This is a genomic window from Geodermatophilus sp. SYSU D00684 (genome assembly GCF_054050455.1).
The window spans coordinates 37,500-51,812 of sequence record NZ_JBJGZI010000035.1; the positions used below are offsets into that span (position 1 = coordinate 37,500).

Genomic DNA, 14,313 nt, shown 5'->3' on the forward strand with positions numbered 1-14,313 from the left:
TCTCAGCGGCCGGCGGCCTCGCGGCTGACGGCCACCCACCGGTCCAGCAGCGCGGCGGCCCGGCCGTCGTCGACCGCGGCGGCGGCCCGCGCGATCCCCGCGCCGAGCAGGTCCCCGAGCTCCCCGCCGCGCTCGTCGAAGGCGGCCAGCGCCGCGGCGGCGTTGAGCAGGACGGCGTCGCGCACCGGCCCCCGCTCGCCGTCGAGCACCCGCCGGAACACCGCCGCGTTGTGCGCCGGGTCGCCGCCGCGCAGCGCGTCCGGCCCCGCCGGGGCGATGCCGAGGGCGGCCGGGTCCACCCGCCCGGGCGTCACCGCGCCGTCGCGGGCCACCCACACGCTCGACGTCGTCGCCGTCGTCAGCTCGTCCAGGCCGTCGTCGCCGCGGAACACCAGCGCGCGGGCGCCGCGGCCGGCGACCACCTCGGCCAGCACCGGCGCCATCCGCAGGTCGGCGCAGCCGATCGCGGCGGCCACCGGCCGCGCCGGGTTGGTCAGCGGCCCGAGGAAGTTGAAGACGGTCCCGATGCCCAGCTCCCGCCGCGGCGCCGCGGTGTGCCGGAAGCTCGGGTGGAAGACCGGCGCGAAGAAGAACCCGATGCCGGCCTCCTGCACGCAGCGGGCGACGGCCGGGGCCGGCAGGTCGATGACGACGCCCAGCGCCTCGAGCACGTCGGCCGCGCCCGAGGACGACGACGCCGCGCGGTTGCCGTGCTTGGCCACCGGCACGCCCGCGGCCGCGGTGACGACGGCGGCCATCGTCGAGATGTTCACCGTGTGCGCGCCGTCGCCGCCGGTGCCGACGATGTCGACGGTGGGCACCGGCACCTCGACCGGCGTCGCGCGCTCGAGCATCGTGGCGGCGAGCCCGGCGACCTCTGCCGGCGCCTCGCCCTTGGCGCGCAGGGCGACGGCGAACCCGGCGATCTGCGCCGGCGTCGCCTCGCCGGACATCACCTCGCGCATCGCCCACGCCGTGTCCGCGGCGGTGAGGTCCTGGCGGGCCAGCAGGCGCGTCAGCAGACCGGGCCACGTCGGCCCGGCGGGAGTGCCCGCGCTCACCGCGAGACGGGACGGCGGCCCGCGTGCGCGCGCAGCAGGCCGGCGACGACCTCGGGGGCGGCCAGCGGGTCGACCGGGAACGCGAGGGTGGCGTCGGCCTGCGACCAGTGGGCCAGCCACCGGTCGGGCTGGCGGGCGATCAGCACGCACAGGGCCGGCCGGTCGGCGACCTCGACGGTCAGCTGCCGGGACAGCGCCAGGCCGCCGGTCGGCTGCGCCTCGCCGTCGAGGATGCACAGGTCCACGCCGCCGCCGTCGACGGTGTCGACGACGTCCTCCCCGGTGGCGCACTCGATCCAGGTCAGCGGTCCGACGTCGGGCGCCGGCCGGCGGCCGACCGCGGTGCGGACGGCCTCGCGGACCTCGGGCCGGGAGCTGTAGACCAGGACGGTGGCCGGCGCGTCGCTCACGCCCGGCAGCCTAGTGCCCGCGCGGCTCCCGTCCGGGTGGACGCGGACCCCCGTCCGGGGGACGGTCTCGGGCGGGTCACGGCGCGGCCACGCCGTGCCACCCACGGTCTGTGCACGTCGGCGGCCGATGCCATGATGGGCGGCGTGACAACGGCCCCCGTGGCGAGCAGCACCTTCGACACCTCGCGGGTGCACTCCCTGACCCGACCGAACATGGTCAGCGTCGGCACGATCATCTGGCTCTCCAGCGAGCTGATGTTCTTCGCCGGGCTGTTCGCCATGTACTTCACCGCGCGGGCGCGCTCGACCGAGGGCTGGCCCCCGGAGCCCACCGAGCTGAACCTGCCGTACGCGCTGGTCTTCACGCTGATCCTGGTGGCCTCCTCGGTCACCTGCCAGATCGGCGTGTTCGCGGCCGAGAGCGGCAACGTCTACGGCCTGCGCCGGTGGTTCACGATCACGTTCGTCATGGGGCTGGTCTTCGTGCTCGGCCAGGCGAACGAGTACCGGGTGCTCGTCACCGATCACGCGACCACCATCTCGAGCAGCACCTACGGCTCGGTCTTCTACCTGACGACCGGCTTCCACGCCCTGCACGTCATCGGTGGCCTCGTGGCCTTCATCTACGTGCTCATCCGGTCCACCATGGGCCGTTTCACGCCGGCGCAGGCGACCTCGGCGATCGTGGTCTCCTACTACTGGCACTTCGTCGACGTCGTGTGGGTCGGGCTCTTCGCCACGATCTACCTGATCCGCTAGGGAACCGGTGTCCACCACGAACCCGCAGTCCGACACCCTGCCCGACGAGGAGCCGCGGCGGTCGCGCTGGTCGCGCCGCCGTCCGGCCGAGGGGACCCCGGCTGCCGCCGCCCGCGCCCGCCGCCGTTCCAAGCAGCGCCGCCGCGTCGGCAACGTCGCCGCGCTCATGGCCGGGCTGGTCCTGACCGGCGCGCTCTACTCGACCCTCGCCCCGGGCGCCCAGGCCGCCGACGAGGGCAGCGAGTCCAGCGCCGAGGCCGCCGGCCGCGAGCTGTACGAGCGCAGCTGCATCAGCTGCCACGGCGAGAACCTCGAGGGCGTGCCCAACCGCGGCCCGTCGCTCATCGGCGTCGGCGAGGCCTCCGTGTACTTCCAGGTGCACACCGGCCGCATGCCGCTGGTCCGCCAGAGCGCCCAGGCCGACGACAAGCCGGCCGTCTTCTCCGACGAGGAGATCGACCAGCTGATGGCCTACGTCCAGGCCAACGGCGGCGGCCCCACGCTGCCCTCCGGCGACCTGCGCGACGGCGACCTGGCCGCCGGCGGTGAGCTGTTCCGGCTCAACTGCTCGTCCTGCCACAACTTCGTCGGCCAGGGCGGCGCGCTCTCGTCCGGCAAGTACGCGCCCAGCCTCGAGAACTCCAACGACCTCGAGATCTACACCGCCATGCTGACCGGGCCCGAGAACATGCCGGTCTTCGGGGAGAACCAGCTCACCTCCGAGGAGAAGCGGGCGATCGTCAACTACGTGCAGACGATCACCGACATGCCGGACCCGGGCGGCGCGGGCATCGGCCGCATCGGTCCCGTGAGCGAGGGCCTGGTCATCTGGACCGTCGCGATCTCCGCGCTGATGTTCGGGATCTTCTGGATGGGGAGCAAGGCGTGACCACGCACGACACCCGCCCCGGCTCGACCGGCGGGGCGGACACCGCGGGCCCGCTGCACGGCGGCCCGGACGACGACTACACCCCCGAGCAGCTCGCGGCCCTCCCCCGCGAGGAGCTCGACCGCCTCGGCGCCCGGTACGACGGCGTGCAGGTCCTCCACGTCGAGCCGGGCCCCGAGCCCGGGTCGGCGGTGGAGCGGCGCGCCGTCCGCCAGGTCGGCCTGATGTTCGGCCTGGCCGGGCTGTCGGCCTTCGCCTTCGTCGTCGTCTACGCCGGCGCCGGCTGGTTCCTGCCCGACTGGCAGTGGGAGCTGGGCAGCAGCACCTTCAGCACGCTCTACACGCCGCTGCTCGGCGCCCTCATGGGCCTGGCGTTCACCTTCTTCGGCGTGGGCCTGGTGCTCTACACGAAGAAGCTGCTGCCGCACGAGACGGCCGTGCAGGACAAGCACGACGGCTCGCACTTCGACCGCGTCACCACCGGCGCCACCCTCGTCGGCGGGCTGCACAACAGCGGCCTGAAGCGGCGCAAGCTCCTCACCCGCAGCCTGCTGTTCATGGGCGGCGGCCTGGGCCTGATGCTGATCGCCCCGCTGGGTGGCCTGATCAAGAACCCGAACCGGGGCAACCCGCTGGGCACCACCGAGTGGGCCGAGGGCGTCCGCCTCGTCCGCGACGACGGCACCCCGATCCGCCCCGGCGACCAGGCGCCCGGCTCGCTGGAGACCGTCTTCCCGGCCGTCCCCGGCGGCAACCGGCTGTCCGACGCCGCCACGATGCTCATCCGGCTGCGTCCCTCGCAGCAGGAGGAGTCGGTGCCGCGGGCGGGCCAGGAGGACTTCGGCTACGGCGACTACGTCGCCTACTCCAAGATCTGCACGCACGCCGGCTGCCCGGTGTCGCTGTACGAGCAGGAGACCAGCCGGATCCTGTGCCCCTGCCACCAGTCGCAGTTCGACGTCACGCAGGGCGCCAAGCCGGTCTTCGGGCCCGCCACCCGGTCGCTCCCGCAGCTGCCCATCACGGTCGACGACGAGGGCTTCTTCGTCGCGCGCAGCGACTACATTGAGGCCGTGGGTCCCACCTACTGGAACCGGGAGCGCATCTGATGGCTCGCACCGCCACCGCGCCAGGGGCGCCCACGACGCGCCTCGGCAAGGCCGCTCTCGAGGTCGACGACCGGCTCATCGTCGCCGGTCCGCTCCGCCGGACGCTGAACAAGGTCTTCCCCGACCACTGGTCGTTCCTGCTCGGTGAGATCGCGCTCTACTCGTTCATCATCCTGCTGCTCACCGGCACGTACCTGACGTTCTTCTTCCAGGCCTCGATGACCGAGGTCACCTACGACGGCTCGTACGCGCCCCTGCGCGGCGTGCACATGTCGATCGCCTACGCCTCGACGCTGGACATCTCCTTCGACGTCCGCGGCGGCCTGCTCATGCGGCAGATCCACCACTGGGCGGCGCTGCTGTTCATGGCCGCGATCGTCTGCCACATGCTGCGGATCTTCTTCACCGGCGCCTTCCGCCGGCCGCGCGAGACCAACTGGCTGATCGGTGTCACGCTGCTGATCCTCGGCATCTTCGAGGGCTTCGCCGGCTACTCGATGCCGGACGACCTGCTCTCGGGCACCGGCCTCCGGATCATGTCGGCGATCATCCTGTCGATCCCGGTCGTGGGCACCTGGGTGCACTGGGCGGTCTTCGGCGGTGACTACGTCGGCGAGCTGATCGTCGGGCGGCTCTACATCGCCCACGTGCTGCTCATCCCGGCGATCATCCTGGCGCTGATCGCGGTGCACCTGCTGATCCTGGTCAAGCAGAAGCACACCCAGTTCCCGGGCCCGGGCCGCACCGAGCACAACGTGGTCGGCAACCGGCTCTTCCCGACCTTCGCCGGCAAGGCGACCGGTCTGCTGCTGGTGGTCTTCGGTGTCTGCGCCGCCCTCGGTGGCCTCGTGCAGATCAACCCGGTGTGGCTGTGGGGCCCGTACAACCCGGCGCAGGTGTCCTCGGCGTCGCAGCCCGACTGGTACGTCATGTTCCTGGACGGCTCGACCCGTCTGTTCCCGGCCTGGGACATCTACCTGCCGGGCAACTACAACATCCCGGCGCTGTTCTGGCCGACGGTCGTGCTCCCCGGCATCATCTTCACGCTCCTGCTCGCCTACCCGGTGCTGGAGCGGAAGCTGACCGGCGACACCGCCTCGCACCACCTGCTCCAGCGCCCGCGCGACGTGCCCGTGCGCACCTCGCTCGGCATGATGGCGATCGCCTTCTACGTGGTGCTGCTGCTGTCGGGTGCGAACGACGTCATCGCCGACAAGTTCCAGATCAGCCTCAACGCGATGACCTGGATCGGCCGCATCGGCCTGATCGTCCTGCCGCCGATCGCGTACGTGCTCACCTACCGGATCTGCCTCGGTCTGCAGCAGCACGACCGCGAGGTCCTCGAGCACGGCATCGAGACCGGTGTCATCCGCCGGCTGCCGCACGGTGAGTTCATCGAGGTCCACCAGCCCCTCGGCGCGGTGGACGCGCACGGCCACAGCCAGCTGGCCTACGGCGGTGCTCCGGTACCCAAGAAGATGAACCAGGTCGGTGGCGCCCGCCGCGCCATCCGCGGGTTCTTCTCGCCGATCGAGGAGCCGGCGGCGGTGGAGCTCGAGCAGCGCGCCGAGGAGCGGGGCCTGTCCGCGGCGGAGCCGGGCCGCGAGCTCACCACCAGCGGCCGTCCCGCCGACGGCGGGCGCCCGGCCGAGGGCGGCCGTCCCGCGGAGGGTGGCCGGCCGTCCGAGGGTGGACGCCCGCAGGAGCCGCGCGACTGACGCGAGGCACTCAGGCCGCACGGCACCGAGCACGCAGGGCCCCGGTGGAGCACTCCACCGGGGCCCTGCTGCATCTCCGGCCCGCACCGCCGCGGTCCTCTCCGCGCTGCCTCGCGTGGCCGCTCGCCGGTGCCCCACCCCGTCCGGCCGGAGCGGCACCGGCGGCCTCACCGCCGTGGTCACCTCCCCTGGTCGGTGACCGGCAGGGACCGTGGCCGATGCGCAGGACGGAGGCCTCCTCCGCCAGCGCAGGCCCGCCCAGGAGACCCGGGTGCCCCCGCCCGGGCCGGACCGGCCGCTCCCCGTCCTGGCGGTTGCACCTCCGCCGTGGCTTCCCGCCGGGCCTGCCGGGTTAGCGAGGCGCGGACGCGGTTGCGTCGGCTCGCCCCCGGGCCTCGCCGCCGCTGAGCACCCGCCGGCCGGTCTCGGGCAGCTCCCCGGTGTGGAGATCGAGCAGCGGGACACCGCGCTGGCGCCTTGATGAAGGAACAACTGGCGGGCCCGGCGGCTGGGACGCGCGCTGCCGAGAGCCTGGCGCCCCCAGCACCGCCGGACTCCCGGCCAGGGCGCCACAGGTCACGTCGCGGAGGCTCCACGCGTCGTCGGGGCCCGGCGCCATCCCGGACGCTGCGCTCCCCCGCCCTGGCGTCCACGCCTCCTCTCCCGAGGACCTCACGGGGCGGCTCGTGGCCGGGGAACGCACGAGGGCCCCCTCCCGCGGTGCGGGAGGGGGCCCTCGTCAGCGGGCGGACGTCAGCTGGACTGCGCGTTCTGCCCGACGTAGAACTCGAACAGCAGGCCGCCGATGGTCACGAGCAGGCTCACGACCCCGATGATGATCAGCCAGTCGTACCAGAAGGCCAGGCCGAGCCCCGTGACGGCCGCGGCCGAGGCCAGGCCGAACGGCCAGTAGCTGGCCGGCGGGAAGAAGCCCAGCTCACCGGCGCCCTCGGCGATCTCGGCGTCCTTGCGGTCCTCGGGCCGGGCGTCGATGCGGCGGGAGATGAACCAGAAGAAGCCGCCGATGAGGCCGGTGAGCCCCCCGGACAGGATCAACGCGGTGGTGCCGATCGGCTCCTGCGCCCAGAAGCCGTACACGGCCGCAGCGACGATGCAGAACACCGCGATGAGGTTGAAGATGAGCGCCTCGACCTTCACGGCCGTCCTCCCTGCGCAGCGTCGGTGCGGTGGTCCTCGGTGCCGGCGGACACGTCAGTCGGCCGCACGCTGGTAGTAGCCGTCGCCCACGCGGAACGGCTCGGTCGTGGTGGCCTCGCCGTCCTGGCCGATGCTCTCGAGCGCCTCGCGGGTGTCCTGACCCGCCTCGCGGGCGGCCAGGTAGGCCTCGTAGTCCTCGGCCTCGACGATGCGGACCTCGAAGTTCATGTACGCGTGGTACGAGCCGCAGAGCTCCGCACAGCGCCCGACGTAGGCGCCCGTCTCGTTCGGGTGCAGCTCGAAGACGTTGTCCCGGCCGTTCTCGTTGCCCGGGATGACGTCGAGCTTGAAGAGGAACTCCGGCACCCAGAACGAGTGGATGACGTCCGCGGAGGCGACCTCGAAGCGGATGTCCTGGTCGACCGGCAGCACGAGGATCGGGATCTCGTCGGTCGCGCCGACCGTGCTCACCGGCTCGCCGTCGGGACCGGTGGTCTCCGGGTAGACGAACTGCCAGTTCCACTTGAAGGCGTTGACCGCGATCGTCGTGTCGGGGTCGTCGCTGCGCTCCTGCACGTCGTTCTGCACCGAGACGGTGAAGAAGAACAGGGCGGCGATGATGATGAACGGGAAGATCGAGTACGCGATCTCCAGCGGCAGGTTGTACGCCGTCTGCCGCGGCAGGTCGTCGCCCTTCTTCCGGTGCATGACCACCGACCAGATGATCAGGCCCCAGACGATGAAGCCGACGATCAGCGCCGCGATGACCGAGCCGGTCCACAGCTGGCGGATCTCCGTGGCTTCCTCGGTCACGCCCTCGGGGAACCCGAAGCGCCAGAACTCGTTGTTGAGGTCGCACCCGGTGAGGGTGAGCACCCCCAGGAGACCGAGCGCGGCGACCCGCGCGAGCCTGCTGCGTCGAGCCACTGCCCGCTGCCTCCTCGTCCTCCGCCCGGCGGTTCCCCGGGCGGCTCTCCGGCGCGGCCACCGGCGGGTACCCGCCCTGGTCCGTGCGCCGACCTCAGTCTGGGCCGAGACTAGCCGACCCCGCACGGCGGCCGACCACCGGAGACCCGGTACCGGCGGGTCGGCCGGGACCGCCGGGACGCCGGTGACCGGCCACCCGTGGCCCTGCTCACCGTGCCGCCTCGCCGGCGGCGGGGGCGGTTAGAGTCGGGGGCGTGTGGACGCGGCTGCTGACCCCCCGGTGGGTGCTGCTGCACCTGCTGGTGGCCGCCCTGTTCGTCGCCACGTTCTTCCTCGGCTACTGGCAGCTGTCCAAGGCCGAGAACGGCGGCGGCGCGGTCAACTGGAGCTACGCGCTGCAGTGGCCGCTGTACGGGCTCATGGGCCTGTGGTTCTACGTCCGCATGGTCCGCGTCGAGCTCAACCGCCACCCCGACGAGGACGAGCCGACCACCGCCGTCGTGCTGTACCAGCGGCCGCGGGTGGACACCAGCGGGGACCCGGAGCTGGCCGCCTACAACGCCTACCTCGCCGAGCTCAACGAGCGGGCGCTCGGCCAGCGGGGTCCCGGTGGCCGCTGAGCCGCAGCAGGCGGCGCTGGCCCCGCAGGTGGCCGGCGCGCTCACCCGCTACCGCGTCATGGCCTATGCCGTCGGCGTGATGCTCCTGGTGCTCGTCGCCGTTGCCATCCCGCTGCGCTACGCGGCCGGGGTGCCCGAGGTGTCCGCGGTCGTCTCGCCCGTCCACGGGCTGCTCTACATCGTCTACCTCCTGACGGCGTTCGACCTGGCCCTCAAGGCGCGGTTCACCGCCAAGGGCACCCTGCTGGTGCTGCTGGCCGGCGTCGTCCCCCTCGTGTCGTTCGTCGCGGAGCGCCGGGTGACCACCCGCGTCCGCGCCGGCCGCCCCCTCTGACCGTCCTCCTCACGCTCGGGAGAACTCCGCATGTGCGGCCTGCTGGCCTACCTGTCCACCGACGCGCCCCGGGTCGCCGAGCGGCACGTCGACGACGTCCGCGAGGCGCTGCACTGCCTGCACCACCGCGGCCCCGACGACACCGCGGTCTGGTCGGACCAGAACGTCGTCCTGGGCTTCAACCGGCTGTCGATCATCGACGTCGAGGGCAGCCCCCAGCCCCTCCCCTACGCCGGTGACCGCTACCGGATCCTCTTCAACGGGGAGATCTACAACTACGTCGAGCTGCGCGAGGAGCTGCAGGCCGCCGGCGCGCAGCTGGCCACGCACGGCGACACGGAGACGATCGTCGCGGGCTACCACCTGTGGGGCCAGGACGTCGTCCGGCGGCTGCGCGGGATGTTCTCCTTCGTCATCTGGGACACCGAGACCCGCACCGCCTTCGGCGCCCGCGACCCGTTCGGCATCAAGCCGCTGTTCACCGCGCGCCTGGCCGACGGCGGGCTGGTCTTCAGCTCGGAGAAGAAGGCGCTGCTGCAGCTGCTCGGCGGCAGCGCGGCCGCCGGCGGGGTCGACCCGGCGTCGCTGCAGCACTACCTGACGCTGCAGTACGTGCCGGAGCCGGCGACGCTGCACCGCGGCATCCGCCGGATCGAGAGCGGCACGACCTTCACCGTCGTCGACGGCGAGCTGTCCACGGCGCGCTACTTCCACCCCGCCTGGACGCCGCAGCCGGTGCCCGCCGGCCGGGAGCAGGAGCTCTACGACCGCATCGCCGCGGTGCTCGACGAGTCGGTGGCCAAGCACATGCGGGCCGACGTCACCGTCGGGTCGTTCCTGTCCAGCGGCATCGACTCCACCGCGATCGCCGCGCTCGCGCACCGCTACAACCCGGACCTGCTGACGTTCACGGTCGGCTTCCAGCGGCAGGCCCAGTCGGAGATCGAGATCGCCGCCGAGTCGGCGTCGATCCTCGGCGTCAAGCACGTGCCGGTCGAGGTCACCGCCGAGCAGTTCGCCGCGGCCATCCCCGAGGTGGTCTGGTACCTCGACGACCCGGTCGCCGACCCCGCGCTCGTGCCGCTGTACTTCGTGGCCCGCGAGGCGCGCAAGCACGTCAAGGTCGTGCTGTCCGGCGAGGGCGCCGACGAGCTGTTCGGCGGCTACACGATCTACCGCGAGCCGATCAGCCTCGCGTGGGCGTCGAAGCTGCCGCCGGCCGCCCGCCGGGCGATGGCCCGGATCGCCGACGTGCTGCCCGAGGGCGTCCGCGGCCAGGACCTGCTGCGCCGGGCGTCGATCCCGCTGGAGCAGCGGTACTACGGCAACGCCCGCAACCTGCGCGACGACGAGCTGGCCGCGCTGCTGCCCGGCCGCGACCCCGACCTGTCGCACGTGGCGGTCACCGAGGACCTGTACCGGCGCACCCGCGAGGCCGGCTACGACGACGTGACGGCGATGCAGTACGTGGACCTGTTCACCTGGCTGCGCGGCGACATCCTGGTCAAGGCCGACAAGATGACGATGGCCAACTCGCTCGAGCTGCGGGTGCCGTTCCTCGACCCCGAGGTGTTCGCGATCGCGAGCTCGCTGCCGGTGGACCAGCGGGTGCCCCGCCGCGGCGACGCCACCAAGTACGCGCTGCGCCAGGCCATGCGCCAGATCGTGCCGCCGCGGATCATGAACCGGCGCAAGCTCGGCTTCCCCGTGCCGACGGCGGACTTCCTCGCCGGCCCGCTGCACGAGTGGGCCCGCGAGATCGTCACCGCCAGCCAGACGCAGGAGTGGCTCGACCGCGACGTCGTCCTCGGGCTGCTCGACCGGCTGCGCGCCGAGGAGGTGCCGAGCAAGCGGGTCGCCCGTCAGCTGTGGACGGTGCTGGTCTTCATGGTGTGGCACGGGATCTTCGTCGAGGAGCGGATCGTCGTCGACGTCCCGGAGACGGTCTACCCCGTCAAGCTCTGAGAACGCGGAACGGCGCCCGTCCCCGGGAGGGGACGGGCGCCGTTCTCGCGCTCAGGCTCGGGCGCTCAGTGGAACGAGTCGCCGCACGCGCAGGAGCCCTGCGCGTTCGGGTTGTCGATCGTGAAGCCCTGCTTCTCGATGGTGTCGACGAAGTCGATCACCGCGCCACCCAGGTACGGGCCGCTCATCCGGTCCACGATGACCTCGACGCCACCGAACTCGTAGGTCTGGTCGCCGTCGAGGAACCGCTCGTCGAAGAAGAGCTGGTAGCGCAGGCCGGAGCAGCCACCGGGCTGGACGGCGATGCGCAGACGCAGGTCGTCACGACCCTCCTGGTCCAGCAGCGCCTTGACCTTCGAGGCGGCCGGCTCGCTGAGCAGCACGCCGGTGCTGCCGGTGGTCTCGGTGTCCTGCACCGTCATGTCGTTGTCCTCCCACATCCGAGGGCGTCCGTTGCGGCAGTCCCTGCCGCGGGTCAACACCGCCGTGGCGGGCCCTCTTCCCACTGTACGGCGCGCACCGCGGGAGGCCAGTCCCTCGCGGGGACGCACGTAGACTCGCCGGCGTGAAGCTCCGCCTGCCCGGGCGCCGGGACCGCGCCGCCGAGACCGCCCCGGACATCGCCGCCGACCTGACCGAGCAGCAGCTGGTGAAGGCCGGCGGCAAGGGCCGCCCGACGCCCAAGCGCGCCGAGGCGCAGGGCCGCCGTCCCGGTCCGCCCCCGCCGCCGCCCACCACGCGCAAGGAGGCCTACGCCCGCATGCGCCAGCAGCAGGCGCAGCGGCGGGCCGACACCCGGGCGGGCATGGCGCGCGGCGACGACGCCTACCTCCCGGCGCGCGACCGCGGACCGGTGCGCAAGCTCGTCCGCGACATGGTCGACGCGCGCCGCAACGCGGGCAGCTTCTTCCTGCCGGTCGCCGCGCTGGTGCTGGTCGGGTACTTCATCCCGAACCCGGCGGTGCAGAACTACACGGTCTTCGTCTGGTTCCTGTTCTTCCTGGTGATCATCGTCGACTCGGTGTTCCTGGGCCGGCGGATCTCGAAGACGGTGCGCCAGCGCTTCCCCGACCAGCCGCACCGGATGAAGGGCCTGGTCTGGTACGGCGTCAGCCGCGCGACGATGATCCGCCGCTGGCGGTTCCCGAAGCCCGAGGTCGCGGTCGGCGCCGAGGTCTAGCCGGCACTAGCGTCGGGGCACGTGGAGTACCGACGCCTCGGCCGTTCCGGCCTGACCATCTCCGAGATCGCCTACGGCAACTGGCTCACCCACGGGGGCCAGGTCGAGGAGGACGCCGCGCAGGCCTGCGTGCGCGCCGCCCTCGACGCCGGCATCACGACCTTCGACACCGCCGACGTCTACGCGGGCACCCGCGCCGAGTCGGTGCTCGGCCGCGCCCTGGCCGGCCGGCGCCGCGAGGGCCTGGAGATCTTCACCAAGGTCTACTGGCCCACCGGCCCCGGCCCCAACGACCGCGGCCTGGGCCGCAAGCACGTCACCGAGAGCTGCGACGCCTCGCTGCGGCGGCTGCAGACCGACCACATCGACCTCTACCAGGCGCACCGGTACGACCCGACGGTGCCGCTCGAGGAGACGATGACCGCCTTCGCCGACCTGGTGCGGGCGGGCAAGGTCCTCTACGTCGGGGTCTCGGAGTGGCGGGCCGAGGAGATCGCCGCCGGCGCGGCACTGGCCCGCGACCTCGGCATCCAGCTGATCAGCAACCAGCCGCAGTACTCGATGCTGTGGCGGGTCATCGAGGACGAGGTCGTCCCGACGTCGCAGCGCGAGGGCGTCTCCCAGATCGTCTGGTCGCCGCTGGCCCAGGGCGTGCTCACCGGCAAGTACCGGCCGGGCGAGCAGCCGCCGGCCGACAGCCGGGCCGGGCACGAGGAGGCCGGCCGGTCGATGCGCGGCTTCCTGAGCGACGACGTCCTCACCCGCGTGCAGGAGCTGCGGGCGGTCGCCGACGACCTCGGCCTGTCGATGGCGCAGCTCGCCGTCGCCTGGGTGCTGCAGAACGACAACGTGGCCGCGGCGATCATCGGCGCGACCCGCCCGGAGCAGGTGCACGACAACGTCAAGGCCGCAGGCGTGCGCCTCGAGGACGACGTGATGGCGCGCATCGACGAGGTGCTCGGGGACGTCGTGGAGCGCGACCCGGCCAAGACCGCCCGCGGATGACCCACCCCCGGCCTGGACCTCCAGCTGAGGTTCAGGCCGGGGCCAGCGCCATCGGCCCGTACGCCTTGGTGTCGCCGTCGAACAGGCTCACCGTGGCCACGCCCCGGGCGAGCAGGTCGCGCCAGTTCTCCCCCAGCCACGACTCGGCGTCGCCCTGGTTGTCCGCGGGCGGCACCTCGACGCCGAGCGCGGCCGGGTCCAGGGTCGCGCCGGTCGGGTCCTCCAGCCGCCACGTCCAGCTCATGGCGCGAGGGTAGTGACCGCGCCGCCGGACCGCGTCGTGTCCAGGGTGTGACCACGCGCGGGGTTACGCCGTCGATCTCCCCGGGCATGGGAGGTCATCGACCGCCCCGTTCCCCGGAGGACCGATGACCGTGCCCCCCGCGGGCGCCTCGCGCGCCACACCCCCGCCGCCGTCGACCGACGAGGCCTCGACCGGCCAGCTGATCAGCCAGCTGACCGAGCAGGTCTCCCGCCTGGTCCGCGACGAGGCCCGCCTGGCCCAGGCCGAGATGACCCAGAAGGCCAAGCGCCTGGGGATCGGCGCCGGCCTGTTCGGCGGCGCCGGGCTGGTCGGCTTCCTCGGGCTGTGCGTGCTGGTCGCCACCGCCGTCCTGGCCCTGGACGTCGTCCTGCCCGCCTGGCTCGCCGCCCTGATCGTCGCGGTGGTGCTGTTCGCCGTCGCCGGGGTCCTGGCGCTGGTCGGCAAGAAGGACGTGCAGAAGGGCACGCCGCCGGTGCCCACCGAGGCGATCGCCAGCACCAAGGCCGACATCGCGACGGTGAAGGAGAGTGCGCGCCGATGAGCACCCCGACCGGTGGCTCCCGTCCCGAGGACGCCGCGGCGAGCGGGCCGACCGACCCCGAGGCCATCAAGGCCGAGATCGAGGCGACCCGCGAGCAGCTCGGCCGCACCGTCGACGAGCTCAGCCACCGCCTCGACGTCCCCGCCCGGGCCAAGGAGGGCGCGGCCCGGGCCAAGGACACCGCCGTCGAGACCTACCGCGAGAGCCCGCCCGCCGTCATCGGCGCCGGCGCCGCGCTCGCCGGCCTGGTCGGGCTGGTCGTCTGGCGGCGGCGCCGCAGGCGCCGCCCGGCCGGGGGCCCCCCCCACCCCCGCGCGGCGCCCCGCGGCCCCGCGCCCCCCCCCGCCCCCCCCGCCCCCCCACAACCCCCCC

Annotated in this window: 17 protein-coding genes; 11 read left to right on the plus strand and 6 right to left on the minus strand. The window is 73.1% G+C overall.

What is annotated here, in order from left to right; translation table 11 throughout:
- Nucleotides 1-2: 2 nt before the first annotated feature.
- Nucleotides 3-1,061: an anthranilate phosphoribosyltransferase gene (trpD, locus tag ACI79L_RS21130; protein ID WP_456938674.1), complete on the minus strand. Its 1,059-nt coding sequence runs from the start codon at nucleotides 1,059-1,061 to the stop codon at nucleotides 3-5.
- Nucleotides 1,058-1,471 carry a hypothetical protein gene (locus tag ACI79L_RS21135; RefSeq protein WP_456926577.1) on the minus strand — a complete coding sequence of 138 codons (414 nt, stop codon included), beginning with the start codon at nucleotides 1,469-1,471 and terminating at the stop codon, nucleotides 1,058-1,060. Before ACI79L_RS21135 ends, trpD begins: the two co-directional genes overlap by 4 nt.
- 135 nt (nucleotides 1,472-1,606) lie before the next feature.
- Between ACI79L_RS21135 and ctaE the strand changes: the two genes are divergently transcribed.
- From ctaE to qcrB, 4 genes are read left to right on the plus strand one after another with little or no spacing between them, the layout of a single operon-like run.
- Complete coding sequence (ctaE, locus tag ACI79L_RS21140; protein WP_456938675.1) at nucleotides 1,607-2,230, plus strand: aa3-type cytochrome oxidase subunit III; 624 nt, start codon at nucleotides 1,607-1,609, stop codon at nucleotides 2,228-2,230.
- Nucleotides 2,231-2,237: 7 nt separating this feature from the next.
- Entirely contained in the window at nucleotides 2,238-3,119 is an 882-nt protein-coding gene (gene qcrC / locus ACI79L_RS21145) for a cytochrome bc1 complex diheme cytochrome c subunit (protein WP_456938676.1), read from the plus strand.
- Nucleotides 3,116-4,228, plus strand: a complete 1,113-nt coding sequence (gene qcrA, locus ACI79L_RS21150) for a cytochrome bc1 complex Rieske iron-sulfur subunit (protein WP_456938677.1) — start codon at nucleotides 3,116-3,118, stop codon at nucleotides 4,226-4,228. The genes qcrC and qcrA overlap by 4 nt, the downstream gene beginning before the upstream one ends.
- Nucleotides 4,228-5,946 (plus strand): cytochrome bc1 complex cytochrome b subunit, encoded by a 1,719-nt coding sequence (gene qcrB, locus ACI79L_RS21155; protein WP_456938678.1) that lies wholly within the window; start codon nucleotides 4,228-4,230, stop codon nucleotides 5,944-5,946. Before qcrA ends, qcrB begins: the two co-directional genes overlap by 1 nt.
- Nucleotides 5,947-6,699: 753 nt before the next feature.
- Here qcrB and ACI79L_RS21160 read toward each other — a convergent pair.
- Both ACI79L_RS21160 and ctaC read right to left on the minus strand, forming a co-directional pair.
- Nucleotides 6,700-7,104, minus strand: coding sequence for a cytochrome c oxidase subunit 4 (locus ACI79L_RS21160; RefSeq protein ID WP_456938679.1), 405 nt, complete (start codon nucleotides 7,102-7,104; stop codon nucleotides 6,700-6,702).
- Between the two features lie 54 nt (nucleotides 7,105-7,158).
- The gene (gene ctaC / locus ACI79L_RS21165) at nucleotides 7,159-8,031 is read right to left on the minus strand and encodes an aa3-type cytochrome oxidase subunit II (RefSeq protein WP_456938680.1); all 873 of its coding nucleotides are present in this window, start codon (nucleotides 8,029-8,031) and stop codon (nucleotides 7,159-7,161) included.
- A 254-nt stretch (nucleotides 8,032-8,285) separates the two neighbouring features.
- On the opposite strand from ctaC, the gene ACI79L_RS21170 reads away from it, so the two are divergent.
- From ACI79L_RS21170 to asnB, 3 genes are read left to right on the plus strand one after another with little or no spacing between them, the layout of a single operon-like run.
- The gene (locus ACI79L_RS21170; RefSeq protein WP_456938681.1) at nucleotides 8,286-8,651 is read left to right on the plus strand and encodes a metalloprotease; all 366 of its coding nucleotides are present in this window, start codon (nucleotides 8,286-8,288) and stop codon (nucleotides 8,649-8,651) included.
- Nucleotides 8,641-8,985, plus strand: a complete 345-nt coding sequence (locus ACI79L_RS21175) for a DUF3817 domain-containing protein (RefSeq protein ID WP_456938682.1) — start codon at nucleotides 8,641-8,643, stop codon at nucleotides 8,983-8,985. The genes ACI79L_RS21170 and ACI79L_RS21175 overlap by 11 nt, the downstream gene beginning before the upstream one ends.
- Nucleotides 8,986-9,015: 30 nt before the next feature.
- Nucleotides 9,016-10,950 (plus strand): asparagine synthase (glutamine-hydrolyzing), encoded by a 1,935-nt coding sequence (gene asnB / locus ACI79L_RS21180; RefSeq protein WP_456938683.1) that lies wholly within the window; start codon nucleotides 9,016-9,018, stop codon nucleotides 10,948-10,950.
- Nucleotides 10,951-11,015: 65 nt separating this feature from the next.
- Here the strand turns inward: asnB and ACI79L_RS21185 are convergent, their stop codons facing one another.
- The gene (locus ACI79L_RS21185) at nucleotides 11,016-11,372 is read right to left on the minus strand and encodes a HesB/IscA family protein (RefSeq protein WP_089402984.1); all 357 of its coding nucleotides are present in this window, start codon (nucleotides 11,370-11,372) and stop codon (nucleotides 11,016-11,018) included.
- 143 nt (nucleotides 11,373-11,515) lie between these two features.
- Between ACI79L_RS21185 and ACI79L_RS21190 the strand changes: the two genes are divergently transcribed.
- Complete coding sequence (locus ACI79L_RS21190; protein WP_456938684.1) at nucleotides 11,516-12,130, plus strand: DUF3043 domain-containing protein; 615 nt, start codon at nucleotides 11,516-11,518, stop codon at nucleotides 12,128-12,130.
- A gap of 21 nt (nucleotides 12,131-12,151) precedes the next feature.
- Nucleotides 12,152-13,135, plus strand: a complete 984-nt coding sequence (locus tag ACI79L_RS21195) for an aldo/keto reductase family protein (protein WP_456938685.1) — start codon at nucleotides 12,152-12,154, stop codon at nucleotides 13,133-13,135.
- A 31-nt stretch (nucleotides 13,136-13,166) separates the two neighbouring features.
- Here the strand turns inward: ACI79L_RS21195 and ACI79L_RS21200 are convergent, their stop codons facing one another.
- Entirely contained in the window at nucleotides 13,167-13,379 is a 213-nt protein-coding gene (locus ACI79L_RS21200) for a hypothetical protein (RefSeq protein ID WP_387989214.1), read from the minus strand.
- 124 nt (nucleotides 13,380-13,503) lie between these two features.
- Between ACI79L_RS21200 and ACI79L_RS21205 the strand changes: the two genes are divergently transcribed.
- Nucleotides 13,504-13,941 (plus strand): phage holin family protein, encoded by a 438-nt coding sequence (locus tag ACI79L_RS21205; protein WP_456938686.1) that lies wholly within the window; start codon nucleotides 13,504-13,506, stop codon nucleotides 13,939-13,941.
- Nucleotides 13,938-14,313 (plus strand): DUF3618 domain-containing protein (locus tag ACI79L_RS21210; RefSeq protein ID WP_456938687.1); only part of this gene is annotated, 376 nt, incomplete at its 3' end. The genes ACI79L_RS21205 and ACI79L_RS21210, both read left to right, overlap by 4 nt.

Bases quoted from the DNA above. Each gene is read 5' to 3' on its own strand.
- ctaE (WP_456938675.1), top strand. From the start codon at position 1,607: ATGGGCGGCGTGACAACGGCCCCCGTGGCGAGCAGCACCTTCGACACC.
- qcrB (WP_456938678.1), top strand. From the start codon at position 4,228: ATGGCTCGCACCGCCACCGCGCCAGGGGCGCCCACGACGCGCCTCGGC.
- asnB (WP_456938683.1), top strand. From the start codon at position 9,016: ATGTGCGGCCTGCTGGCCTACCTGTCCACCGACGCGCCCCGGGTCGCC.
- ACI79L_RS21185 (WP_089402984.1), bottom strand. From the start codon at position 11,372: ATGACGGTGCAGGACACCGAGACCACCGGCAGCACCGGCGTGCTGCTC.
- ACI79L_RS21200 (WP_387989214.1), bottom strand. From the start codon at position 13,379: ATGAGCTGGACGTGGCGGCTGGAGGACCCGACCGGCGCGACCCTGGAC.
- ACI79L_RS21205 (WP_456938686.1), top strand. From the start codon at position 13,504: ATGACCGTGCCCCCCGCGGGCGCCTCGCGCGCCACACCCCCGCCGCCG.